Consider the following 24,444-nt stretch of genomic DNA (forward strand, 5'->3'; position numbering starts at 1 on the left):
GTTTGAAATCAAAGCTGGTGCAACAATCAAGAAGCATACTTGTTACAAGCTCAACGATGAAAGGCACAGGATATGTACTCCAGAATCTTGTTACCCACTGACGGCTCTGAATTGTCACATGCCTGCGTTGCGGCAGGACTGGAATTTGCCAAGCAATTACAGGCAGAAGTGGTTGCTGTTTTTGTTGCGGGCAATTATCAGTATCCGCTGTATGTAGATATACTCCCGCCTAACGGACCGACCGAAGAAGAATATCAGGCTGCCATGCAGACCCTGGCAGAGAGTTATCTGCAACCTTTAAGGGAAGGCGCCGCTGCCGCTGGTCTGGCTTATCAGGAAGTCATACAATTCAACGATTCCACCGCGAAGGAAATCGTCCACACTGCGCAAGAATATGCCTGCGACCTGATCTTCATGGGTTCACATGGCCGCAGCGGTCTGGGCCAATTCATACTCGGCAGTGTCACCACCAAAGTCTTGTCATTGTGTCTGATACCTGTACTGGTACATCGTATCAAGCATCACTGAAGACGATCACTAAGCCCGCGCCAGCGGGGGCTTGCAGTACAATAGCGTTTCACCTTGCTCAGGCACAACACCTGACAAGCTTCAACATGACTAACGCTTTGTACAACAACGATGACCCGTATCCTGATTGCTGACGACCACACCATCATGCGTGAAGGATTGAAACGCATACTTGATGGCATAGAAGACATACAGGTAGTTGCCGAGGCAGTAGATGGTTTCGATACCCTGGAAAAAGTACGGACTACTGAATTTGACGTCTTGCTGATGGATTTGTCCATGCCTGGCCGTAGCGGCGTTGATCTGATACGGCAGATCAAGGATGAATTCCCCAAACTGCCCATACTGATACTGACCATGCATGAAGAAGAACAGTATGCGGTGCGCGCCATACGCGCTGGTGCACGTGGTTATCTGACCAAGGAAAGTGCAGGTACACAATTGGTCACCGCCTTGCGCAAAGTTGCTTCTGGCCGCCCATACATCAGCATAGAAGTGGCAGAGCAACTGGCCATGAGCGCCATGCCTGCGGATGACAGCCAGCCGCACACCAGCCTGTCTGACCGTGAATTTGAAGTGTTCACTCATCTGGTGAAAGGCAAGTCGATTACCGAAATCGGTGAACTCCTGCATCTGAGCGTGAAGACTGTCAGCACGCACAAGACCCGTATCATGCAAAAGATGAACATGAGTAATTTGTCCGACCTGGTGCAGTACGCCATTGCCCACCATCTCCTGCAGCCACAGGCGTAAGCAGCCCATCCCTCCGCATTCTTCCGCAGTACATCTGAATTACCTCTGATACAGCACCACCATCCCAGGCGGGATAGTGGCGCTGTATCACGTCATGCAAATTGCTTTCTAGGAATATTCCTACCCCGGCAGCGCCAAATCTGACAGTTCAAATCAGCATCTCCTGATTTAAATCAAAGCCAATGCTGACGATAATAGAGCCTAAGCAAACAAGCACAGCATTGACAAATGAACCTGTACATCCTTGAAGATTCAGTCCTGATTCAGAACCGCCTGATACGGATAGTCGAAGAAGTGCCTGGCATGCATGTACTGGGAGTGGCAAGCGATATGGTTAGCGCCTATCAGGCACTGCTAGGCAATGATACAGACGCTTTGATACTCGACATACAACTTGCTGATGGTAATGGACTGCAATTATTGAAAAATATCAAGCAAAGCAAGCCCGGAATTAAAGTCGTAGTACTGACAAATCATGTGACCGAAGACAACCGTCTGCATGCAATGCGGGCTGGTGCAGATGGCTTCCTTGATAAATCGACGGACTTTAGCCTGTTACAAGATTATCTGCTGCGCTGGCAGCAACCAGATTCAAATCATCAAATCAATTAATCAATGTCCTTACCTTATAAGGGAAATATCATGACTACTGCAGCCTTCATTACCAGTAACAGCAGCCTGCCTTCAGTTGCCAGCAAAACTGCCTTCCCGGCCATTTCCAATGAGGCTGGCTGGCGTTGTCATGGCAATCTTTGGTCCAATCTGCGTGAAGTATGCGAACTCTTGCGCATCCCTACCCCAGCCGCGTCAGCAGATGAAGAAGTACTGTTTCAGCATGTGCGCTTCAAAGCTGGTCAGAGAATCCATACCATAGGCCAGGATTTTGATACTCTTTACATTGTCAATTCAGGTTTTTTAAAAACGGTGCTGCTTGACGAATACGGTAACGAACAAGTCTTGAGCTTCCCCATGAAAGGCGATTTGCTCGGCATAGATGGCATACACAACCAGCACCACGCTTCGGAAGCAGTGGCCCTGTCCGACTGTGACATCATATTGCTGCCCTATAAGACATTCTCTGCATTGGGCCGCACCTATGTAGAACTAGAGCAAGCCATGTTCAGCGTCATGAGCCGCGAACTGGTACGTGAACAGATCATGATAGGCATGCTCAGCGCCCTGAGTGCAGAAGCCAAGGTTGCCCGCTTCCTGACGACACTCGGCGAACGATTCAGCCAGTTGGGTTACTCTGGCAAGTCCTTCAATCTACGCATGACCCGTCATGAAATAGGCAGCTACCTGGGCCTGACTTTGGAAACTGTTAGCCGTACCTTGTCAGCCTTCAATGAAATGGGGCTGATCAGCGTAGATCAGCGTCAGATCGCCCTGAACGATGTGCCCGCACTGAAAACTCTGCGTCGCCTGCCTCCAGCCAAGGCACGTATCAAGGTCAGCGAAAAAGTGTCGGCTTTAGTTGGTAAGAATTTACTGCCGCAATGGGGCAAAGAAGTTGCTGTTACCTTAAATTAGTGTAAGCTTTAACAAGTAGCATCATCTTTTTGCCATGTTTGCCAAGGCAAAAAGATTGCTGAACTTGTATTTGTTTTCTTTCCCGGATTGCACATCAAGGAGTAAAACATGCCGTACAAAACCATACTGGTTCATGTTGATGAATCTGAACGTTCCAACTTCCGTATCCGTGTTGCGGCAGAAATTGCCAAGGCTGACGAAGCGCATCTGACAGGAACCGCCGTCACCGGTGTCTCCCGTTTTATCTATCAGGATGGCAATATCAGCACCAACGATCCCAATCTGAGCATACACCTCAGTTATTTGCACGAACGCGCAGAAAAAGCTGTTGCCAACTTTAACCGACAAGCCCAGGCTTTAGGCGTCAATTCCTATGAAAGCATGATCGCCAATGATGAAGCCGGTGGTGGCGTTGGCCTTCAAGCCAGGTATAGCGATCTGGTGGTCATAGGCCAGACCAACCGTGACGAACCCTCACCTTCGGTTTTGCCCGACTTTCCTGAGTATCTGATCATGAATTCAGGCCGCCCTGTCCTGATCGTTCCTTATGTTGGCGACATCACTTCAGTTGCAAAACGCCCCTTGATTGCCTGGGATGCCAGCCGTGAATCCACCCGTGCCATCACCGATGCAATTCCCTTGCTGCGCCGCGCAGAGCTTGTACATGTGGCGATTTTCAATCCCAAGGCCGTACCAGACAGCCATGGTGAGCAACCAGGTGCCGATATTGCCCTGTACCTGGCAAGACATGGCATCAAGGTAGAAGTTGGCGTGCATAAAACTTCGACTGACATAGGCAATGCGCTGCTGTCACTATCACACGATCAGGACAATGATTTGCTGGTCATGGGTGGCTACGGTCATTCACGCTTCCGTGAAATGATCATGGGCGGTGTCACCCGAACCATCTTGCAAAGCATGACGTTGCCAGTGCTGATGTCGCACTAGGCTGCTCATCAGAATCTGAGGCCTGGCAAATGGCACTCCTTGCAAAAAGGAGTGCCATTTTCTTTTTTGTAGCAATTCGACCAAGCTTTAACCGGGCATTTACGAATTAGAATACTGGTCTAAATTAAATAAAACTAAACCATATGGCACATGATAATCCTGGCATGGTAAAAGCACGATGGACAGCAGGTTTGCTGGCCCTGTTATCAATCGTTTTATGGTTGAACCACGCAACCCTGTCCACCATACAGATGCCAGCCCCCTTGCCGGTACATACTGTACTGGAAACCATCACCATTGTGATTTTCACATCGGTATTCATTGTTTGCTGGAATGCCTTTGGCGGCGCCAGAAAAAAGAGCAGTGTCATCCTCGCCGTGGCATTTTTGTGTACTGCCATTCTCGGTTTCATGCATGCGATCAGCTTTCAGGGCATGCCTGGCTTTCCTGATGCGGCAGACATGCATAAATCCCTGTTGTTCTGGCTGTTGTCACGCTCATTCATTGCCACTACACTGCTGGGCTTGGCATTGGCACCTGAGAGCTCAGAAGTCAGCCCAACCCAAGCTTATTTAGTCTTGATTGCAGGATTGATAGCCACAGCCGGGTGGATGATAATGGTGTTTGCACTACCGCATCTGCTGCCGCTAACCTATATCCAGGGTGAAGGGCAAACTTCTTTTAAAATAGCGTGTGAAGCAGGTCTGATCGCCATCAATCTGTTCACCGCCTATCAATTGAACAAACGGGGCAAGGCCATTTCAGAGTCTGCCGGGCCTGGCAAGCAAGGTGAGCGCTTGCAGATAGAACGTGCGCCCCTGTTTCTTGCGGCTACCCTGCTGGCCACTTCAGAGGTGTATTTTGCCATCTATACGGACGGCAATGATGTCTTCGTAGCGATCGGCCATGTGTTTCAGTTGCTGGCTGCCATTGCCATTTATCGCGGCATGGTCTCGGTGAACATCCATACCCCGTATGCCAGTCTGGCAGAAACCAGCCAGAACCTGGCCAACTCCGCAGCCGAACTCAGCATGGAGCGTGAGCGCCTGAGCCGTATGATAGATACCGCCATAGACGGCATTATCACCATCAACGAATCGCAATCCATCATCCTCGTCAATCCTGCGGCCGCTGCCACTTTTGGTTACGAAGTCGATGATCTGATGGGGGCTTCACTTGATCTTGTATTACCAGAGCGCCACCGCAAGGTACATGGCAAACATGTACAGCAATTTGGTGAAACTGGCGAAACCCGCAGGAAAATGGGGGGCAACTTTGATGATTTTTATGTCACTGGCGTCAAAGCCAATGGCGATGAATTTCCCATCGAAGCTTCAATTTCCAGCCAGATAGAAAATGGCAAGCGTTTTTATACTGTGATCTTCCGCGACATTACCGAACGCAAGGTCGCCAAAGAAAAAATGGCGCTTTATCACGATGAATTGACGCAGTTATCAGCAGCCCTGCAAAGCATACGCGAAGAAGAACGTAAGCATATTGCCCGTGAACTGCATGATGACCTGGGTCAGTTACTGGCCGCGCTGCGTATGGATTTATCACTGCTGCAAAGAGACAGTGTCTTGACAGGCAAGACCCAGCAAACCATCAACAGCATGGATCAATTATTGCTGACTTCAATTACCACGCTGAGACGCATAGCCACCGACCTCAGGCCACGTGCACTGGATGAAGGAGGACTATATTTTGCGCTGCAGACTTTGCAAAAAGATTTTTCCCAGCGCCATGGTATTGCCTGCGACTTGCAGGCAAACGAAGAACAACTGGCACTTGACGATGCTCGCAGCACTGCGATCTTCCGTATCGTCCAGGAATCACTGACCAACGTAGTCAGGCATGCAGGTGCCACAGAGGTGCAAATTTCTTTCGAGCGCACCCCTGACACACTGAGCTTCCGCATTGCCGACAATGGCAAAGGTATAGAAGCCGATGAGATGCGCAAATCACGTTCCTTTGGCCTGGTAGGCATGCGTGAGCGCGTCAAAGCCATGCACGGCAACTTCCTGGTTGATAGCCAGCCGGGCGAAGGAACCCAACTGAAAATAAATTTGCCATTAAGTTAATTCAATAAATTAAGGCAAATACATCAAGCAAATATGTTAAGCAAACAGAAGATGCGTGCAGACAGGGCGAATCCAGTATAAGCTTACGGAAAATCGTATCGCGGCAGGAGCATTTTAATGTCAGTCTCAGCACTCAATAGCGGCCTTTCAGGAATCCAGGCTTACGCTCGTGCGCTCGACAGCTCGGGACATAATGTGGCAAATGCCAGTACGGCAGGTTTTATTCCACAGCAGGTCAGTTTTCAAGAGCAGCCTGCTGGTGGTGTGATTGCCAATATCAGTAAAGAAGGCAGCAGTCTGGCTTCACAAGAACAGAGCGGCACTGATCTGAGCAGCGAAATTGTGCAATCGATACAATTCAAGGCAGGCTTTGACCTGTCTGCGAAAATTATCAAAACGCAAGATGCGTTACTCGGCACGCTGATCGACATCAAGGCCTGAGCAGGACCTGCCAGCTAAGCCGCTGGTACCAAACACAGGAAGGATGGCATATCCTTCATATCAAAATACCAAAGTCCAAATCCACCTATTCCCAACAGAATTGCTGCGCCCAGGTAGCGCAAGCCACGCATGATGGTTTTATTTTGCGCCTGTTGCATGACAGTCTGGGTCAACAATAAATGTGGCAAGGCAAACAGGCCAAACACCAGCATCAGCACAGCACCAGACCAGGCATCGCCAGACAATAAGGCGAACGGTGCAACGCCGTACAAAAGACCGCAAGGCAGACATCCCCAGCCCATGCCCACAAAAAATGGATGTCGCGCCACCTGGCGCAATGAAGGCAGTCTGCCAGTCAATCTCGCATGCAACTCTGCCAGCAGGTTTTGCACAATAGCCAGGCGTGGCAACAACCCCAATATACGCAAACCAAGTAATATCAACATCAGGTTACCAATGACAAACATGATTTGCTGCACTGGCAGGTAAGGCTTGAACAATATGCCGGCGGCACCAAGGCCGCCAAGTGCAGCACCAGCAATCATATAGGTAAAAATGCGCCCGCCTTGCAACATGACTTGATATTGCAAACTGACTGGCAAACTAAAAGACGCCTGTTTTGCCGCCCGCTGCCCTGCCAAGGCAATAGGAATGATCCTGCCACCGCTCTCGTAAGACTTTTGCCCGGACTGTGTCAGTAGCATAGAGATGCCACCACACATGCCAGCGCAATGCACCCCTCCTACGGCACCAGCTGTCATTGCAGCAAAGACCAAAGGAAGGGTCAGCATCTCAGATCAGTTTGGAATATCTGGCGCCTGATTGCTGCGACAGATAGCGGTCAAAAACCATCGCCAGTGCGCGCACGAACAAGCGGCCCTTGGGCGGGATACTGATACTACTTTCATTGACCAACACTATGCCTTCTTGCTCATAGTCTTGCAGCCTCTGCAGTTCGTCAGCAAAATAGTCAGGAAAAGAAATGCCATATTGCATTTCAAGGAATTTGAAATTCAGGGTATTGCTGCACATCAGGCTCATGATGACCTGGCGACGCAAGATATCATCCACATCCAGGTGATAACCTTTTTCTACAGGTAATATACCTTTATCCAGACTGGCATAGTATTCATCCAGGGTGCGCAGGTTCTGACTATAAGATGCACCCACCTTGCCTATCGCCGACAAACCAAGAGCGATGAGATCGCAGTCTGCGCGCGTCGTGTAACCCTGGAAGTTCCGGTGCAGGCTGCCATCCAGAGTCGCCAGTGCCAGACTGTCGTCCGGTTTGGCAAAATGATCGAGGCCTATATACACGTAACCCTCAGCCAGCAAGCGCCGTATCGACATCAGGAAAATTTGCAGACGCTGCTCCGCAGACGGCAGATCCGCTTCGGCGATCCGGCGCTGAGGTTTGAAGCGCGTGGGCAGGTGTGCATAATTGTAAAGCGCAATGCGGGCAGGAGACAGTGCAATGACCTGGTCCAGCGTCTGCGAAAAACTTTCCAGATTCTGTTTCGGCAAACCATAGATCAAATCAAAATTGATAGATTGAAAACCGCAGGCCCGGCTATCTGCAACTGTAGCAGCCACCATTTCGTAAGGCTGTATGCGGTGCACTGCCTTTTGTACTTCCTCATTGAAATCCTGCACACCGAGACTGGTGCGGTTGAAACCCAGCTCTGCCAGTAATTGCAGGGTTTCTGTAGTAACAGTGCGTGGATCTATCTCTATGGAGATTTCGGCATCATCAGTGAAGTCAAATTGCTCGCGCAGCAGGTCCATCAACTGGCGCAACTCAGCATGGCTGAGAAAGGTCGGCGTACCCCCACCGAGATGCAGTTGGCTCAGGGTTTCACGCGCATGCAAATGGGCTGTCACCAACTTCAATTCCTTGCTCAGGTATTCCAGATACTTGGCCGAACGCCCATGGTCTTTGGTGATGACTTTATTGCAGGCGCAGTAATAACACAGTGAAGCGCAAAACGGGATATGTATATATAGCGACAGTGGTGGTTTGTTCAGCAGACGGCTGCGCTCTTCCAGATAGCCTATGTAAGACTCTGCCGTGAAAGTTTCTGCAAATCTGTCTGCCGTGGGATAAGACGTATAACGGGGGCCCAGGCTGTCGAAACGGCGTATCAGCGCCTCGGGAATTTCTATTGCTGGAAATGCAGCCGGTTCGTTCATTTTCATGATGGGTCTCAATGTGCTTTTTGCACAAGCAAGGCCGTCAGACCACTAGACAGAATTCCCAGTAACCAGAAAGCAAAAAAGCCTATGGTATAAACACCTGTTTCATGCATTTGCAGGCGCCTGTCCAGCACAATCAATTCCATCGGGTCAACCAGGCTAAAGAACAAGCCGGTTGCCGCACAGGCCATCAAAAACGCTGGCCACAAAACGATCATCAACATAGAACGCAATTGTGGTTTACGTGATGTGAGAGTGCTATTTTCCAAATCCTGTCCCCTTCTAGTGATTGTCCAGCCTCAGGTCAGCAAAATTCAGGGATTGAACTTATTTTGCTGCATTCAGCTGTACTGGTTTTTGTCCTGGATCAAACCAGTCACCGGTCAGACGCCAGTCTGTGGTCTCCAGTTTGATATGAAACAGTTTTACAGCTTGCTCTCCGGCATTTGGCATCAGTTTGAGGTCACCTTCATATTGACCGGTGGCCGTTCGCTTCATCGGTAAGCGACGTATCACCTCGCTGACCGAATTACCGCCAACTGCCGCACTGGCGAGTCTCAGTTGTATGGTTTCGGGCAAATCGCCCTTGCCACTGACTTGCAATACGATCTTGCCTTTGGCGAAGTCTGCATTGATATAGGCATTCAGTTGCAACTCCCTGGCCTTGGCGTCGCGCTGTATATCCTTGTTGATCATCAGACCTTGCTTATAATAATCTTCGGCGACGACCTTGTCGGCACCATGCATGGCAATGTAGCCAGTATACAGACTGGCACAAACCACAAAGGCCGGACCGCCTGCCACCAGCAGTAACCAGGGTTCTTTGTACCAGGTATCGCGCCTGGATTTTGGGGGCATCAGACTGGCTTCCATTTTATTCTCCTAACGTGGAACAGTGAACACGGCTTTTTCAGTCACCGTTACTTCTGGTGTTTCAATATCCTTGACGATAAAACGTATGCGGTTGGAGCCGCTTGCCAATACATTGGCTGGCACCCTGACCCTGACCGGAAACGCTTTTGTGCTCGCAGAGCCAACTTCCAGATTCGCAGGGTTGACGATAACCGCGCCGGCGGCGCCTTCTACTGCCACACTGTAATGTCGCGCCGATTCCTGGGTGTTCATGACTTGCAGACGATAGACATTTTCAATTGCACCCGCTTCAGTTATTTTAGGCATGCCACGGTCTTTGATGACATCAACTTTCAAGGGAGTGTGCATTGCAAGGGATACAGCCGCCACCAAAATGATACAGCCCAACAAGCCACCATAAATCAGGGTACGCATACGGAATACCCGTTTCCACATGGCTTTGTCATCCAGCTTTTTAGTCAAGGCATGTTCAGTGGTATAGCGTATCAAGCCACGCTCATAGCCCATCTTGTCCATGACCTGATCACAACCATCAATACAGGCCCCACAGGCGATGCATTCATATTGCAGACCCTGGCGGATATCAATGCCCGTAGGACAAACCTGCACACAGATGCCGCAATCCACACAATCCCCCATGCCCTGGGATTTGTGATCAGTCTTCTTATTCCTTGAGCCACGTGGATCTCCACGGGCGGTATCGTAAGTAACAATCAACGTGTCCTTATCAAACATCGCGCTCTGGAAGCGCGCATAAGGACACATGTATTTGCAGACTTGCTCACGCATCCAACCTGCATTGCCATAGGTGGCAAAACCGTAGAATAGAAACCAGAAAGTCTCCCATGGACCTAGCGTAAAACTACCCACCTCTATCGCCAGCTCACGTATGGGAGTGAAATAACCGACAAAGGTAAAACCTGTCCACAATGCCAGTACTATCCAGATGAAATGCTTGATGAACTTGAGCGAGAATTTGCGCGCTGACATAGGTGAGGCATCCAGCTTCATTCTTGCGTTGCGCTCACCTTCTATCTTGTGTTCTATCCACAGGAAAATTTCGGTGTATACAGTTTGCGGGCATGCATAACCGCAAAATAACCTACCTGCGATGGCAGTAAACAAGAACAAACTCAAGGCTGAAATGACCAGCAATACCGCCAGATAAATAAAATCCTGGGGCCACAAAACCAGGCCAAAAATATAAAATTTACGGGCAACCAGGTCAAATAAAACTGCTTGCCTGTCATTCCAGTTCAGCCAGGCTGTGCCATAAAACAAAGCCTGGGTAAAAAACACCAGCACCCAGCGCCAGGAAGAGAACCAGCCAATTTGTGAACGCGGATAAATTTTCCGACGTTCTTCAAAAAGCGCCAGTTCAGTTTCTTCTATGGGCACTGGGATTATGGGTATGTGTTTCATCTTGATTCTGTTTTTCTTAGTAAGACAAAATGACAGCGCCAATCAGTGCAGGCGGAGCGTGCTGTATGATCATTTCCCCTCCCTCAGTTTGATTGGCACATTCATGGTTTTCAACTAATTATTTACCTGGTGCAGCTTCAGCAGCGCTGGCGGCAATTTGCTTGACAGCACTGACATCCGCATCACTTACCTGCGCAGTAGCAGAATTATTTGACAAGCTCCAGACATAGGCTGCCAGCAAATGTATTTTGCCTTCGGTCAAAATTGCCTTGTGAGCTGGCATCTGGTTATTGCGGCCTTTGTTGATGGTTTCCATGACATTTTCAATGCCACCGCCATACAACCAGACCTTGTCTGTCAGGTTTGGTGCACCCAAGGCCTGGTTGCCCTTGCCATCACCACCATGACAGGCAGCACAAGCGGCAAATTTGGATTTACCCAAGGCTGCCTTGATAGGATCATGTGCAGAACTGGACAAACTCAACACATAGTTGGCAACATTCCTGACATCATCGTCAGTGCCAAGTGCGGCGCCCATCGGTGGCATCTGACCATGACGACCTTCGCGTATGGTAGTCAGGATAGTTTGCGGATCACCGCCATACAACCAGTCAGTGTCAGTCAGGTTAGGATAACCCTTGCCGCCTTGTGCATCAGAACCATGACATTGCGCGCAAGTGTTCAGGAACAGGCGCTGACCAATCTCATGTGCTTGCGCATCTTTGGCAACCGCCTTGATATCCATGGCAAGGAATTTATTAAAGATGGGACCATACTGCGCTTCACCATCTCTCATTTCCTTCTCATAGGCACCTTTTTGACTCCAGCCAAAAGTACCCTGCCATTTACCAAAGCCCGGGTAAACAACCAGATAACCGACGCTATATACTACTGTCAGGTAAAACAGCCACATCCACCATTTTGGCAGCGGATTGTTTTGCTCCATCAAGTCGCCATCCCAGACATGGCCAGTGGTTTCTGCGGGCAGAGGTTTACCGTCGCTACCGACTTTGACCTTGACCTTGGATTGCGACCACAACAGTAAAACACAGGCCAGCATGGACAGGGCCGTGACGATGGCAATACCAGTACTCCACCATTCATTAAAAAAGTCAGCCATGGCTATTTCCCATTCTCATTATCAATTGGCAAGCGTGCCATCTTTTCAAATTTTTCTTTATTACCGGCACTGAAAGCCCAGTAAATAATGCCAAGAAATACGATGAGGCTGATGACCGTCACGATGCTGCTCAGTATTGTGAAATTCATTTTCTTCTCCCCGAAAAACCAGTCCATTCAGGCACTGTCTGGCGCTGGCTTTTTCTTCAATCAATTCTTGTTTTTGACCGCAGTGCCCAACACTTGCAAATATGCGATCACCGCATCGAGCTCAGTTTTGTTAGCCAGCTCGGCAGGCCCTGCCTTGATTTGCTCATCGCTGTATGGCACGCCCAGAGTTTTCATCGCCTTGAGCTTTGGCGTGATATCATCAGGCACGAGCTGGGCCTTCGCCAGCCATGGATAGGCGGGCATATTCGACTCAACAACAACAGAACGCGGGTCATTCAGATGGTCTCTGTGCCAGGTATCGCTATAGCGCCCGCCCACCCTTGCAAGGTCAGGGCCAGTGCGCTTGCTACCCCACTGGAAAGGATGGTCATACACAGACTCACCCGCGACAGAATAGTGACCATAGCGCTCAGTCTCGGCACGGAAAGGACGTATCATTTGCGAATGGCAGCCATAGCAGCCTTCTCTGAGATAAATGTCACGGCCCGCCAGTTGCAATGCCGAGTAAGGCTGCATGCCCTGCACTGCCTGCGTCGTTGATTTTTGAAAGAACAGTGGAACGATTTCAACCAGGCCACCAACACTGATGGTCAGCAGCACCAGTACCAGCAACAGGCCGACATTCCGTTCTATCAGGTCATGAGTAAAATTACGCATTCAAATTCTCCTTGGATTTATGCATGCGCTGCGGCTGCAGGCAAAACCGGGATCGCATTATTGACAGGCTTGGCAGCCATCAGGGTCTTCGCGACGTTATATGCCATTACCAGCATGCCACTCAGGTACAGCAAGCCGCCCAGCATGCGTATCACGTAATACGGATAGGTTGCCTTGACGCTTTCAACAAAAGAGTAAGTCAGCGTGCCATCCTCATTGACTGCGCGCCACATCAGGCCCTGCATGACACCAGCTATCCACATGGATGCGATGTACAGAACCACGCCTATCGTCGCGACCCAGAAGTGCACTTCAATCAGACGTTTGCTATACATCTGAGTCTGACCAAACAGTCGCGGAATCAGATAGTAAAGGCTGCCGATAGTAATGAAACCCACCCAGCCCAAAGCGCCAGAGTGCACGTGACCTACAGTCCAGTCTGTGTAGTGCGACAAGGCATTCACGGTCTTGATCGCCATCATTGGACCTTCGAACGTAGACATGCCGTAGAAAGACAGCGACACGATCAGGAAACGCAGGATAGGATCAGAGCGCAACTTGCTCCATGCTCCGGACAGCGTCATGATGCCATTGACCATGCCACCCCAGGATGGAGCCAGCAAAATCAGTGAGAACAACATGCCTATGGATTGCGCCCAGTCAGGCAAGGCAGTGTAGTGCAGGTGATGCGGACCCGCCCACATGTAAGTGAAGATCAGGGCCCAGAAGTGGACGATGGACAGACGATAAGAATAAACTGGGCGCTCGATTTGTTTTGGGATGAAGTAATACATCATGCCCAGGAAGCCCGCCGTCAAAAAGAAGCCCACGGCATTATGCCCATACCACCATTGCACCATCGCATCCTGCACACCAGCATACGCAGAATAAGACTTCATGAAAGACACGGGAATGGCCGCACTATTCACGATATGCAAAACTGCTACTGCGATGATGAAGGCACCATAAAACCAGTTGGCAACATAAATGTGCTCCACCTTGCGCTTTACCAGCGTGCCAAAAAATACGATGGCATACGACACCCATACGACAGCGATGAGCAAGTCAATTGGCCATTCCAGCTCAGCATATTCTTTGCCTTGGGTAAAACCCAATGGCAAACTGATGGCGGCTGCCACGATGACCAGTTGCCAGCCCCAGAAAGTGAATTCAGCAAGACCTTCTGCAAACAGTCTCACATTCGATGTGCGCTGGACGACATAATAGGAAGTTGCAAACAAGGCGCAACCACCAAAGGCAAAAATCACGGCATTGGTATGCAAGGGACGCAAGCGTCCATAGCTGAGCCACGGTATCCCCCCAAGAAATTCTGGCCAGGCAAGCTGGGTTGCAATCACCACGCCCACGAGCATGCCGACGATACCCCAAACCACTGCCATGACAGAAAATTGCCGTACAACCCGGTAGTTGTATGTGTTTTCTTTAGTTATTGTCATGATCTCACTCTGTTGTAAAAATACACCGCCAGAATAACAATCACCTTGCCCAGCTACATTGATACAAATCAAACGCAGCCAGTTTCAATGCAATTGCTGGTGAAAGACAACATGTCCAGGAATCAGCAAAACTAATTTTTCAAAAACACAAAAAAAAAGACATCCCTGAGGATGTCTTTTTTAACTGCGCGGCTGACTACATAACTTAATGCGCACCCTAGTTGTAATCAGCTCGATTACGGCGCGGCTGTTACCGGCGCTGTTACCGCTGCTTTATTGACAGTCACTTTCGACTTTTGCTTCAACAATTCAATATAAGAATACAGATTTTGAGCAGACTGCATACTTGTCAGTTGTTGCGCTTCTGAAGCACGACGCGCTGCATCCGGCGTACCAGCAGTTACCTTGCCTATACGGAAAATAACATAGCCAGCATTGCCCAGATGCGTGCCGACAAAGGCAGGCAACTTCTGTACATCAGCGCGCATCAGATCTACCAGAGCCACAGCAGGGATGTCCTGATTTTTTAAACGTGATACTACTTTGGCTTCTGCAAATCCAGTCGTAGAATCAGCCGTTTTCAGTGCTGCCAGCTTGGCTATACCCTCTTTTTCAGCCAGGGCTGCGGCTTCCGTCGCAGTGACCTGCGCCTGAATTGCAGCCTTCACTTCTTCAAACGGACGCTTGGATGCAGGCTTGTATTCAAGGATACGGCCAGCAATCAAGGTATTTGGGGCAACCTCTACCGCCTCTGTGTTGTGTTTTTTCTTGACCACATCATCAGAGAAGATCGCCTTCAGGAATTTAGGATTATTGGTTTCTACTGTTGCTGGCACCCCAGGCTTGCTGTTACGCGTCAAGCCATTCACTGTCTGAATCTTCAACTTCAGCTTTTCTGCCGCAGGCTTCAGACTCTCACCCTGCTCATACAAGACATTGCCAAAAGTCTCTGCCGCCTCAGTATACGCCTTGGCTGCTTTTTGCTTTTTGATGTCTGCTGCAATTTGCGCCTTGACTTCATCCAGGGTTTTTACGCCGGCAGGTCTGATAGCAGTCAAAGTGATGATATGAAAACCATAGTCGGACTGCACCAGTTCACTGATTTCACCTTGTTTGAGCTTGAATACACTTTCATCAAACTGCGGCACCATCATGCCCTTGCCAAAGAAATCCAGATCACCGCCCTTTTCTTTAGAACCCGGGTCTTCAGAATTTTCCTTTGCCAGCTTGGCGAAATCTTCAGGCTTCTTGCGCAATTGTGCCAGTATGTCTGCAGCCTTGGCCTTTGCCTTGGCTTTGTCAGCATCACTACTGTCTTTGCCTGCAGCAATCAGGATATGGCTGGCACGACGCTGCTCTTCTGTCGTATAGGATTTCTCATTGGCCTTATAGTAAGCTTGGACATCCGCGTCCGCTACTGTGATCTGCTCTGCCAGCACTTCACTATTCAACACGACATATTCAGCATTGATTTGCTCGGGAATTTCAAACTGGGCCGCATTTTTTTCATAATAGGCCTTCAGCATTTCATCCGTCACTTTGACGCGCGCCGCAAAGTCTTCCGGCTTGAACATCAACATCTGCACTTCACGCTCTTGCTCATTGATGGCAGAAAGACGCTCTGCCACCGTCTTGGGAACAAATGCACTTGCCTGGATTGGGCCAAGCAATTGTTGCAATACCATATCCTGGCGCAAACGTTGCTCAAACATGGCAGGCGTCATGCCTTGCTGTGCCAGCAGGCGGGTATATTCTGCATTGTCAAATTTGCCGTCTTTGACCAGACCAGGCATCTTGGCAATATTGTCTTGCAAAGTAGCGTCTGAAATAGCCAGTTTTTTTACAGCAATCTCGCCAGCCATCGCCTTGCGAGCAATCAGCTCATCGAGAATACTTTGCCTTGCTTCAGGTGTATTGAGCATTTTTGCGTCAAACTGTGGTCCATACATCTGACGCATGCGGTCCAGTTGGTCACGCAGGGCCTGATCAAACTCACCCTGGGTAATCGATGCTCCCGCAACAGTTGCGATACCTGCCTCTTTGCCTATAGAACGCAAAGCATCAGTATTACCGAACAGAACAAATGACGGCAAGATAAGAACAGCTAGCAAAATTTGCATTAAGCGCTGATGGGTACGAATAAATTCAAACATGTTCAACCAATCACGTGGCTAAGTATCACAATAACAATTTGACGAATACAAAAAAAGGCGAACTTTCGTTCGCCTTCTCGATTTTCTGGCGGAGCGGACGGGGCTCGAACCCGCGACCCCCGGCGTGACAGGCCGGTATTCTAACCAACTGAACTACCACTCCTTTTGTTTCTTTTGTACTTCCTGGCACTACAGCTTGCTTGCTACTGGTGGGCGCTGAGAGGCTCGAACTCCCGACCTAAGCCTTGTAAGGGCTCCGCTCTACCAACTGAGCTAAGCGCCCCACGCATACAAACAAACCCCGCGACCCATGTCCTGAGCCACGAAAGTGCGTTAGTTTACCGCATCTTTCAATGCTTTGCCAGGTTTAAATTTAGGAACCTTGGCAGATTTGATCTTGATTGGCTCGCCAGTCTTAGGATTACGACCCGCCCTGGCAGCACGTTTGGCAACTGAGAAGGTACCAAAACCAACCAGTGTTACCGTGCCATTTTTTTTCAATGTGGTTTTTACGGCACCGATCACAGCATCCAGCGCACGGGACGAAGCCGCTTTGGAAATATCCGCTGTTTTCGCAATATGATCGATCAACTCAGTCTTATTCACTTATAGCCCCCTCACAAAAATTTGAATTTCGCGATGATGTATTCGATTATTTTATTGGTCGTCCATCTATCACGGCAAGCAGGAAATCTGCATCCGGTATTAGAGCAAGCCGCAAAGCCTTATGTCAAGCGGTTTGCAAGCTTTAAGGACAAGTTTGCTGATTTGTGATTTGCTTATTCGTTTTTTCCACCTTTCAAGCTGACAGCTACTGTGCAAAAAATCAGGTAGCTGCGCATTTTTGCTATATGGAAAAGCCACCCTCTTTTGCATCCTGAATTAGAATGTGACAAGCCCACATCAAAAAGCGAGGCATCATAAGATGTCTGTCACAGCCCGACGCACACAGCAAGACCATTCCTGATTCACCATTTGGTATGGCTTTAAGTTATAGGAAGCCGTAAGGGATCAAGCAAAAAGATGACGAGCTACCGTAAGCGGGATCAACCGAAAACAAATAAAGACACACACGGAAGACAATGAAGAATTTTGACGTAGCAATCGTAGGTAGTGGACTGGCTGGCTTATCTGTCGCCCTGCATCTGGCGCAAACACGCAAAGTCGCCATCATTTCCAAGCGTGAATTACTTGACGGTGCCAGCAACTGGGCACAAGGCGGCATCGCTGCCGTACTGGATTCCCATGACAGTCATGAACAACATATTTCAGACACCCTGATCGCAGGCGGTGGCCTGTGTGATGAAGGTGCCACCCGCTACATCATAGAACATGGCCGCGAAGCCATAGACTGGCTGATAGAACAAGGCGTTCCCTTCACCCGCGATGAAGATGCAGAATTGGGCTTTCATCTGACACGCGAAGGTGGCCACAGCCAGCGCCGCATTATTCATGCGGCAGATGCCACCGGCCATGCAGTGCAAGTCACGCTGGAACAGAAAGTACGCAACCATCCCAACATCACGCTATTTGAGCATCACTATGCAATTGATGTCATTACCTCGGCCAAGATCGGTGACACCTCGCCGACTCCACGCTGCCTGGGTCTGTATGTGCAGGACGTAAAAACTGGCAAGGTAGATACTTTTGCCGCGCAACACACAGTGATGGCAACTGGCGGTGCTGGTAAAGTTTATCTATATACTACCAATCCCGACACTGCTACTGGTGATGGTATCGCCATGGCCTGGCGTGCTGGCTGCCGCATCGGCAATATGGAATTCATACAGTTTCACCCTACCTGCCTATACCACCCATTTGCCAAATCATTCTTGATCACTGAAGCAGTGCGTGGCGAAGGCGGCATTCTGAAACTGCCAGCCGAGGCCGGCGCTTCTGCCGGCAAACGCTTCATGACTAGCCATGATGACCGCATGGAACTGGCACCACGTGATGTGGTCGCCCGTGCAATTGACTTTGAAATGAAAAAACGTGGCCTGGATTTTGTTGAACTTGACATCAGCCATCAGACGCCAGAATTCTTGAAAGAACATTTCCCTACTATTTATGCGCGCTGCCTTGAGCTCGGTATAGACATCACCAAACAAGCCATACCAGTCGTGCCCGCCGTGCATTTCACTTGTGGAGGCATCGTGACAGATACGGATGGCCGCACTGATTTACCCGGCCTATATGCCGTTGGCGAAACCGCCTACACCGGCTTGCATGGTGCCAATCGCCTCGCCAGTAATTCACTGCTGGAATGCCTGGTCGTAGGCCGAGCAACAGCCAAACATATAGAAGCCCAGGAACGTGTCAGCGTCATTGCCCTGCCCGACTGGGATGAAAGCCGTGTTTCAGATGCAGATGAAGAAGTCGTCATCGCCAACAACTGGGATGAGCTGCGTCGTTTCATGTGGAATTATGTTGGTATCGTCCGCACCACCAAACGCCTGGAGCGCGCCAAGCATCGCATACGCCTGCTGAAGGAAGAGATAGACGAATACTATGCCAACTTCCGCATCTCGAATAATTTACTGGAACTGCGCAATCTGGTGGAAGTCGCCTCACTGATCGTCAACAGCGCATTATCGCGCCGCGAAAGCCGTGGCCTGCATTTCAGCCGCGATTATCCTGACACTTTGCCCAAAGCTCTGCCTACCGTCTTGTCACCCAAGCGTAAAAAATAAGTACTTCCGCCAGCATTGTTCACGATGCTGGCATCTTGATTGGTTTATTCACATTGATCAGGAAGATAAGCAGTAAAATAAGCAGTTCATACGCCGTCAAATAAGCAGTAACAAGAATCAAATTTTCCATCTATTTTTTTCGTAGCCATTTGACAAAATAAATTATCACAGTGATACTACCCAGCTTGCTTGCCGGGCAATATCAGCACCAATTTTTTCCGGCGCAGCCTCACTAAAACCAGAAAAAAATTGGCATGATAAAACTCAGTCAGATACGCAAGACCTACAAGCAAGGCGGCAATGAAATCCGGGCGCTTGATGGTATCGATTTACATATTGCCAGTGGTGAGTTCGTTGCCATCATGGGTCCCTCAGGTTCTGGCAAGTCCACCCTATTGAATGTACTCGGTGCGCTTGACCGCCCCGATCATGGTCGCTATCTACTGAATCAGGAAGAGATCAGCGCCATGAATGACGATGCAGCCTCAGACATACGCAATCGCAGCATAGGCTTTGTTTTTCAGTCTTTTCATTTATTACCACGTCTTAGCGTGCTGGAAAATGTACTGCTCCCTCAGCGCTATAGCAATTCGCCTGATGCGCAGGCCGAAACTCGCGCCCGCCAGCTGCTCGAACGCATAGGCCTGGCACAACGTATCGATCACAAGCCAGGTGAATTGTCTGGTGGCCAGTTGCAGCGTGCTGCCATCGCCCGCGCCCTGTTGAATCAGCCCGCCTTGCTGCTGGCTGATGAACCTACCGGCAATCTCGATTCCAAAAGCGCTGCCGATGTGCTTGGCTTGTTGGGTGAATTGCATGCAGGTGGACAAACCCTGGTGCTGGTCACGCATGACCCTGCAGTTGCTGCCAGGGCGCAAAGAACCATACACCTGGCTGACGGCAAGGTCGCGGAGATAACAGCATGAAACACAGTTTATCCAAACACGTAAGCTTATCGAAGCTCAGCGTCTGCATATTCACTGCATGCGCCAGCATACCTGCACTTGCACCGGCTTCGTCGGCAACACCGTCCAACGCTGTCAACACAGCCAACACTAGCTGGCCTGCAAAAAACCGCCCGGTATTATTAACTGGTGAAGTCATTGCAAAAGACTCGCAAGCCATCCTGGTACCGCCATCCAATTCTTCACCAGTAGTCTTACGCAATTTCGTTGCCGAGGGTAGCCAGGTCAAAAAAGGCGACCTGGTGTTGCGCATAGAAACGCCAAATGCGTCCAACCTGGAGCAACTGGAAATCAGCATGCAACAAACCCGGGCAAAAGCCGATGCCGAACTGGCCAAACTTGAGGTCACTGCACTGGATGCGGAAAAAAATCTGCTCACAGCCAAAGCTGCATTAGCCAAGTCCCTGGTTGATGCTGCTCTACCCAAAACCCAAATTGCTGCGCTGGAATTTGATAAATATCAGGCAGAAAAAGAAAGATCAGAACGTGATCTGCAAGTCAAACAACTGGCATTTGACGATGCTTATGCCTCCATCAACAGGAAAAAATCGGATGCTGACCTTGAGTTAAAAAAACAAGAGATCAACATCAATTACCTCAAAACGCAATTGACCCGCTCTGAGGTCAGAGCCAGCCAGGATGGCTATGTCGTTCATGGTTACAGCAACTGGCGTAGTGAGCGTCTCGAAGAAGGTTCAAGCGCTTTTCCCGGCAATAATGCGGGACAGGTCATAGGCTCAGGCCAAATGGAAGTCAGGGCATGGGCCCTGGAAGCAGACAGGATTTATTTGAAGGAAGGGCAAACTGTCGGTCTGAGATTTGATGCCCTGCCCGGCACTGAAGTAATGGCCAATATAGACAGTATTTCCAACGCACCTGAAGAACACAACATATGGGGTTATGGCAGATATTTTCGTGTCGATATCAAATTACCAGCGCAGTCAAATCTCAAACTGATACCTGGTATGAGCGTGCTGATTGAACCTGCTCAGGCCAGTAAGAAAAACAGCGAAAAATCTGCCTCCCAAAGCAAGGAGTTGACACTGGAAGGTGAAATACAGTCACGCAGTATCACGTCCATAGGGCCACCATCCATCCCCTACATCTGGCAATATACCTTGGCACAGATCGCACCCGAGGGCAGCGCCGTCAAAACAGGTGACATGCTTGCCATGTTCCAGGCAGCAGAAGTTCCCAACCAGCTTGCCAGTCAAAAAAGCCAGCTCAATGAGAAACTGAGGGCATTGGAAAAACTGAAGCTGGAACAGACAGAAGCAGAAAAAGCTGCGGATCTGGCTGTAGCAGAAGCACAAAGCAATGCGGAGAAAGCTGCACGCAAAGCCACCATGCCCAAAGAATTGATACGGCGTGTTGACTATGACAAGCTGGTGATAGAGAAATCTCTGAATAGCGACTTGGCTGCCATGTCCCTGCGTATGCGCATTACCCAGGCACGTGCCCGTAAGGCAGAAAAAACGGGATTAGAAACAGAAATCGCCATGCTGCAAGGGAAAATCGACGTACTGAACAAAGGGCAAAAAGCCCTGACTGTGACAGCAAGCAAACCAGGCATGATGATCTACAAAAGCAATTTCGAGGGCGAGAAATTTGCTGCTGGCAGCCAGGTCTGGATGGGCTTATCCATCGCCAGTGTGGCAGACCCAGACAAATTATTTGTTTCTGCCAAAGTGCCCGAAGCCCAATCGACTACGATCAAAGTTGGCCAAAGTGCCCGCATCACCATACCTGGTGCCAATATGACGGTGCCTGCGCGCGTTACCGGACTTGGCAACGTATTCCATAGCAAATCAAGCTCACAACCCATCATCGTGCGGGATATAGAGCTGGAATTTGATCAGATGCCCAAAGGGCTCAAACCCGGTGCGGCAGTGCAGGCAATTTTAGCCTCATCGGGAATAGAGACGGCGACGACAGGAACAGCAAATAAATGAAATCAAGGCTACTCCTCATCTGTGCAACACTGGCGCTCAGCAGCACAGGCTGCGGCAACAAGACTGAACAAACCCAGCATGCAACTGAAACCTTCTTGCCCAGAAACTGGCAAGAGAATATTGTCGTCGATGGCGAAATCATTGCCGCCAACAAAACCCCGCTGACTGTGCCTGGCCAGGGCTGGGATTCGCGCACCCTGATAAAGATGCTGCCAGAAGGCAGCCTGGTAAAAAAAGACCAGGTCATTGCTCTCTTTGATGCCCCAAAGTCACGCATGGAATTATCGCAGGCAGAAATGGAATTATTGCGCAAGGAACTGGCCGCAGAGACCATACAGGCCAGTGATGCCAGCAGCCGCTCTGCCCTGTCTGCGGACAGCGCCAAAGTACAGACAGATTTGCGACTCAGCGAACGCTATGCCAACGCCGATCTGGCTATTTTCTCACGCAATAAAATACTGGATGAATTGCAGGACAGCGGATTTCTGAAGAACAAACGCGGCTACCTGAATTGGAAAACCGGGCAGGTACAGGCACGCAGTGCAGCAGAGCAGGCAGTATTAAGCTCGCAGAAAGAAAGTGTCAGCCTGAATGCCAGCCAGCACAAGAAGAACCTGGATGCACTGGAATTGCTGGCCCCGCACGATGGCGTATTTTTGTTGCAGGCAAACTGGGATGGTGCCAAACCTCTGGTTGGCTCAAGCTTCCGCCCCAGGGAAGAATTTGGCTCACTGCCAGACCTTGATCAACTGGTCGCCAGTTTCAATATAGAAGAAGGCCGCACCTTTGGCTTGAAAGTAGGTCTGCCAGTCAAGGTACGTCTGGCTGGTAACGGCCAGGAAATTGAATTGAGCATTACCAAGGTTGGCAATAGCGCCAGCGTCACTTCACGGGAGTCGCCAGTCAAATTCATCACCTTCGAAGCCGCTTTCAATAAGGCGCAGGCACAAAGCCTGGCACTCAAACCTGGCCAGGCATTGATAGGCACGGTCAGCCTCATCAACCAGGCCAAAGCAATGACGGTACCGAATATCGCCCTGATACAGGACGGGAGTAATTTTGCTGCATATATCAAGGATGGCGACCAACTCAAGCGCCAGGCGGTAGTACTGGGGCAGCGTGGCCCGGTGCGCAGTGAAATCAAATCAGGTATCAGCCAGGGCAATCAGGTAGTCCTGTTGCCAGAAGTAAAAGACAAAGAAAAAAGCAAGGATACCCATTCATGAACCGCGCCCTGATACTGGAAGCAGTCAATGAGCTGCAAAGGCGCAAGCTGCGTACTGGCCTGACCCTGTTAGGCATGATTTTTGGTGTGGCAGCCATCGTTGCCATGCTGGCCGTGGGTGAAGGCAGCCGCCGCGAAGCTTTGCGCCTGGTCGCCGAACTGGGCCTGGACAATGTCATCATAGACAGCAAGAATATTGACGACAAACGACTCAAAGAAATACGTACACGCTCACTGGGCTTGTCGGCTGCTGACGCAGATGCTGCATTGTCCGTTGTACCTGGCGCCAAGGCAGTGGCACTAAAAAAAGAGATCAAGGTAGATCAACTGGTCAGCGGCAGCAATGTCGTCCCTGCCCGCGCCTTTGCCGTATCTGATTCGTATGCCGAACTCGGTGGCCTGCAAATCGGCCAGGGGCGCTGGTTAAGCCAGCAGGATGATGCCACCCTCGCCCCTGTCTGCGTGATAGGCCCGCGCCTTGCCCATCAACTCTTTGGTGACAAAAAGCCTGTTGGCGAGCACATCAAGCTCAATCACGCCTGGCTTGAAGTAGTTGGCGTGCTGGCTGACCGCGCCCTCTCCAAATCCGAATTCGAAGGCGTCAAACTGGGCCTGGATGACGAGCGCCTGTTCGTCCCCTGGCTCGCCGGGCGCGCCCGTTTCCGTTTCACTGCGCTGGAAAACGAGGTCGATAGCATGAGTCTGCGCCTGGACGGCCAGACAGCACCTGATATTGCGGCCCGTGTGCTGCAAAACCTCATAGAGCAAAGGCATGCCGGTGCTGATGACACCAACCTCATCGTACCCATGGGTCTGTATCGCCAGAACCAGCAAACCCAGCGCATCTTTACCATCGTCATGAGTTCCATCGCTGCGGTCTCCCTGTTGGTGGGCGGCATAGGCATCATGAATATTATGCTGGCCAATGTACTGGAACGCCGCCGCGAAATCGGCCTCAAGCGCGCACTGGGTGCACGCAGGCGTGATGTCATAGAACAGTTCCTGGCAGAAGCCCTGGTGATTGCGTTCAGCGGCGCCTTGCTCGGCGTATTGCTGGGCGCAATAGCCGCATACAGCATCGCCGCGCTGGCGGGCTGGTCTGTTGCCTGGTCACCGCTGAGCCTGTTGATTGCGGTCAGTTCCTGCATAGCAGTCGGGCTGGGTTTTGGTGTATTCCCGGCACGACAGGCCGCAGCATTGGATCCAATTGCGGCTTTACGTACAGATGGTTGATGCGGGATAATCAGGCGCTGGCCGATGCATTGATCGCTCGCCAGCTTAGCTAC

Annotated in this window: 23 protein-coding genes and 2 tRNA genes; 12 read left to right on the plus strand and 13 right to left on the minus strand. The window is 50.3% G+C overall.

Annotated features, from left to right (window positions below; genetic code table 11):
- Positions 1–72: 72 nt before the first annotated feature.
- From ACO0LN_RS08670 to ACO0LN_RS08700, 7 genes are all read left to right on the plus strand, one after another.
- Complete coding sequence (locus tag ACO0LN_RS08670; RefSeq protein ID WP_422972810.1) at positions 73–528, plus strand: universal stress protein; 456 nt, start codon at positions 73–75, stop codon at positions 526–528.
- 111 nt (positions 529–639) lie between these two features.
- Positions 640–1,281 (plus strand): response regulator, encoded by a 642-nt coding sequence (locus tag ACO0LN_RS08675; protein WP_422972812.1) that lies wholly within the window; start codon positions 640–642, stop codon positions 1,279–1,281.
- A gap of 228 nt (positions 1,282–1,509) precedes the next feature.
- Entirely contained in the window at positions 1,510–1,893 is a 384-nt protein-coding gene (locus tag ACO0LN_RS08680; RefSeq protein WP_422972814.1) for a response regulator, read from the plus strand.
- Positions 1,894–1,923: 30 nt separating this feature from the next.
- Entirely contained in the window at positions 1,924–2,811 is an 888-nt protein-coding gene (locus ACO0LN_RS08685; RefSeq protein ID WP_422972816.1) for a helix-turn-helix domain-containing protein, read from the plus strand.
- 108 nt (positions 2,812–2,919) lie between these two features.
- A complete protein-coding gene (locus tag ACO0LN_RS08690) occupies positions 2,920–3,759 on the plus strand; it encodes a universal stress protein (RefSeq protein WP_422972818.1) in 840 nt (279 codons plus the stop codon).
- A 164-nt stretch (positions 3,760–3,923) separates the two neighbouring features.
- Positions 3,924–5,840 (plus strand): MASE3 domain-containing protein, encoded by a 1,917-nt coding sequence (locus tag ACO0LN_RS08695; RefSeq protein ID WP_422972820.1) that lies wholly within the window; start codon positions 3,924–3,926, stop codon positions 5,838–5,840.
- Between the two features lie 117 nt (positions 5,841–5,957).
- On the plus strand, positions 5,958–6,281 hold the full coding sequence (locus tag ACO0LN_RS08700; RefSeq protein ID WP_422972822.1) for a flagellar basal body rod C-terminal domain-containing protein: 324 nt from the start codon (positions 5,958–5,960) through the stop codon (positions 6,279–6,281).
- Positions 6,282–6,295: 14 nt separating this feature from the next.
- On the opposite strand, the gene ACO0LN_RS08705 is transcribed toward ACO0LN_RS08700, so the two are convergent.
- From ACO0LN_RS08705 to ACO0LN_RS08765, 13 genes are all read right to left on the minus strand, one after another.
- Complete coding sequence (locus ACO0LN_RS08705; protein WP_422972824.1) at positions 6,296–7,072, minus strand: sulfite exporter TauE/SafE family protein; 777 nt, start codon at positions 7,070–7,072, stop codon at positions 6,296–6,298.
- A 1-nt stretch (position 7,073) separates the two neighbouring features.
- Positions 7,074–8,477: an oxygen-independent coproporphyrinogen III oxidase gene (gene hemN / locus ACO0LN_RS08710; protein WP_422972826.1), complete on the minus strand. Its 1,404-nt coding sequence runs from the start codon at positions 8,475–8,477 to the stop codon at positions 7,074–7,076.
- Positions 8,478–8,485: 8 nt separating this feature from the next.
- Positions 8,486–8,743 carry a hypothetical protein gene (locus tag ACO0LN_RS08715; protein ID WP_232063330.1) on the minus strand — a complete coding sequence of 86 codons (258 nt, stop codon included), beginning with the start codon at positions 8,741–8,743 and terminating at the stop codon, positions 8,486–8,488.
- A 58-nt stretch (positions 8,744–8,801) separates the two neighbouring features.
- The gene (locus ACO0LN_RS08720) at positions 8,802–9,347 is read right to left on the minus strand and encodes a FixH family protein (RefSeq protein WP_422972828.1); all 546 of its coding nucleotides are present in this window, start codon (positions 9,345–9,347) and stop codon (positions 8,802–8,804) included.
- A 9-nt stretch (positions 9,348–9,356) separates the two neighbouring features.
- Positions 9,357–10,769 carry a cytochrome c oxidase accessory protein CcoG gene (gene ccoG / locus ACO0LN_RS08725; RefSeq protein WP_422972830.1) on the minus strand — a complete coding sequence of 471 codons (1,413 nt, stop codon included), beginning with the start codon at positions 10,767–10,769 and terminating at the stop codon, positions 9,357–9,359.
- Between the two features lie 118 nt (positions 10,770–10,887).
- A complete protein-coding gene (gene ccoP / locus ACO0LN_RS08730) occupies positions 10,888–11,889 on the minus strand; it encodes a cytochrome-c oxidase, cbb3-type subunit III (RefSeq protein ID WP_422972832.1) in 1,002 nt (333 codons plus the stop codon).
- A 2-nt stretch (positions 11,890–11,891) separates the two neighbouring features.
- Positions 11,892–12,038, minus strand: a complete 147-nt coding sequence (locus ACO0LN_RS08735) for a cbb3-type cytochrome oxidase subunit 3 (protein ID WP_162058626.1) — start codon at positions 12,036–12,038, stop codon at positions 11,892–11,894.
- Between the two features lie 60 nt (positions 12,039–12,098).
- Positions 12,099–12,716: a cytochrome-c oxidase, cbb3-type subunit II gene (gene ccoO / locus ACO0LN_RS08740; RefSeq protein ID WP_422972834.1), complete on the minus strand. Its 618-nt coding sequence runs from the start codon at positions 12,714–12,716 to the stop codon at positions 12,099–12,101.
- Between the two features lie 17 nt (positions 12,717–12,733).
- Complete coding sequence (ccoN, locus tag ACO0LN_RS08745) at positions 12,734–14,173, minus strand: cytochrome-c oxidase, cbb3-type subunit I (RefSeq protein ID WP_422972836.1); 1,440 nt, start codon at positions 14,171–14,173, stop codon at positions 12,734–12,736.
- A 236-nt stretch (positions 14,174–14,409) separates the two neighbouring features.
- Positions 14,410–16,326 carry a SurA N-terminal domain-containing protein gene (locus tag ACO0LN_RS08750; protein ID WP_422972838.1) on the minus strand — a complete coding sequence of 639 codons (1,917 nt, stop codon included), beginning with the start codon at positions 16,324–16,326 and terminating at the stop codon, positions 14,410–14,412.
- Between the two features lie 86 nt (positions 16,327–16,412).
- Positions 16,413–16,489: transfer RNA gene (locus ACO0LN_RS08755), tRNA-Asp, on the minus strand.
- A 44-nt stretch (positions 16,490–16,533) separates the two neighbouring features.
- A tRNA-Val gene (locus tag ACO0LN_RS08760) sits at positions 16,534–16,609 on the minus strand.
- 50 nt (positions 16,610–16,659) lie between these two features.
- Positions 16,660–16,932, minus strand: a complete 273-nt coding sequence (locus ACO0LN_RS08765) for an HU family DNA-binding protein (protein WP_162040973.1) — start codon at positions 16,930–16,932, stop codon at positions 16,660–16,662.
- A gap of 476 nt (positions 16,933–17,408) precedes the next feature.
- Here ACO0LN_RS08765 and nadB point away from each other — a divergent pair, with 476 nt between their 5' ends.
- The 5 genes from nadB to ACO0LN_RS08790 all read left to right on the plus strand — a co-directional run bounded on the left by nadB (position 17,409) and on the right by ACO0LN_RS08790 (position 24,391).
- On the plus strand, positions 17,409–19,016 hold the full coding sequence (nadB, locus tag ACO0LN_RS08770; RefSeq protein ID WP_422972840.1) for an L-aspartate oxidase: 1,608 nt from the start codon (positions 17,409–17,411) through the stop codon (positions 19,014–19,016).
- Between the two features lie 254 nt (positions 19,017–19,270).
- Positions 19,271–19,942 (plus strand): ABC transporter ATP-binding protein, encoded by a 672-nt coding sequence (locus ACO0LN_RS08775; protein ID WP_422972842.1) that lies wholly within the window; start codon positions 19,271–19,273, stop codon positions 19,940–19,942.
- Positions 19,939–21,933 carry an HlyD family efflux transporter periplasmic adaptor subunit gene (locus ACO0LN_RS08780; RefSeq protein WP_422972844.1) on the plus strand — a complete coding sequence of 665 codons (1,995 nt, stop codon included), beginning with the start codon at positions 19,939–19,941 and terminating at the stop codon, positions 21,931–21,933. Before ACO0LN_RS08775 ends, ACO0LN_RS08780 begins: the two co-directional genes overlap by 4 nt.
- Positions 21,930–23,159 (plus strand): efflux RND transporter periplasmic adaptor subunit, encoded by a 1,230-nt coding sequence (locus ACO0LN_RS08785; protein WP_422972846.1) that lies wholly within the window; start codon positions 21,930–21,932, stop codon positions 23,157–23,159. The genes ACO0LN_RS08780 and ACO0LN_RS08785 overlap by 4 nt, the downstream gene beginning before the upstream one ends.
- A complete protein-coding gene (locus ACO0LN_RS08790; protein WP_422972848.1) occupies positions 23,156–24,391 on the plus strand; it encodes an ABC transporter permease in 1,236 nt (411 codons plus the stop codon). Before ACO0LN_RS08785 ends, ACO0LN_RS08790 begins: the two co-directional genes overlap by 4 nt.
- Positions 24,392–24,444 lie beyond the last annotated feature (53 nt).

Origin of the sequence: Undibacterium sp. TC9W, assembly GCF_049339865.1 — a bacterium.
Classification (GTDB): domain Bacteria; phylum Pseudomonadota; class Gammaproteobacteria; order Burkholderiales; family Burkholderiaceae_D; genus Undibacterium.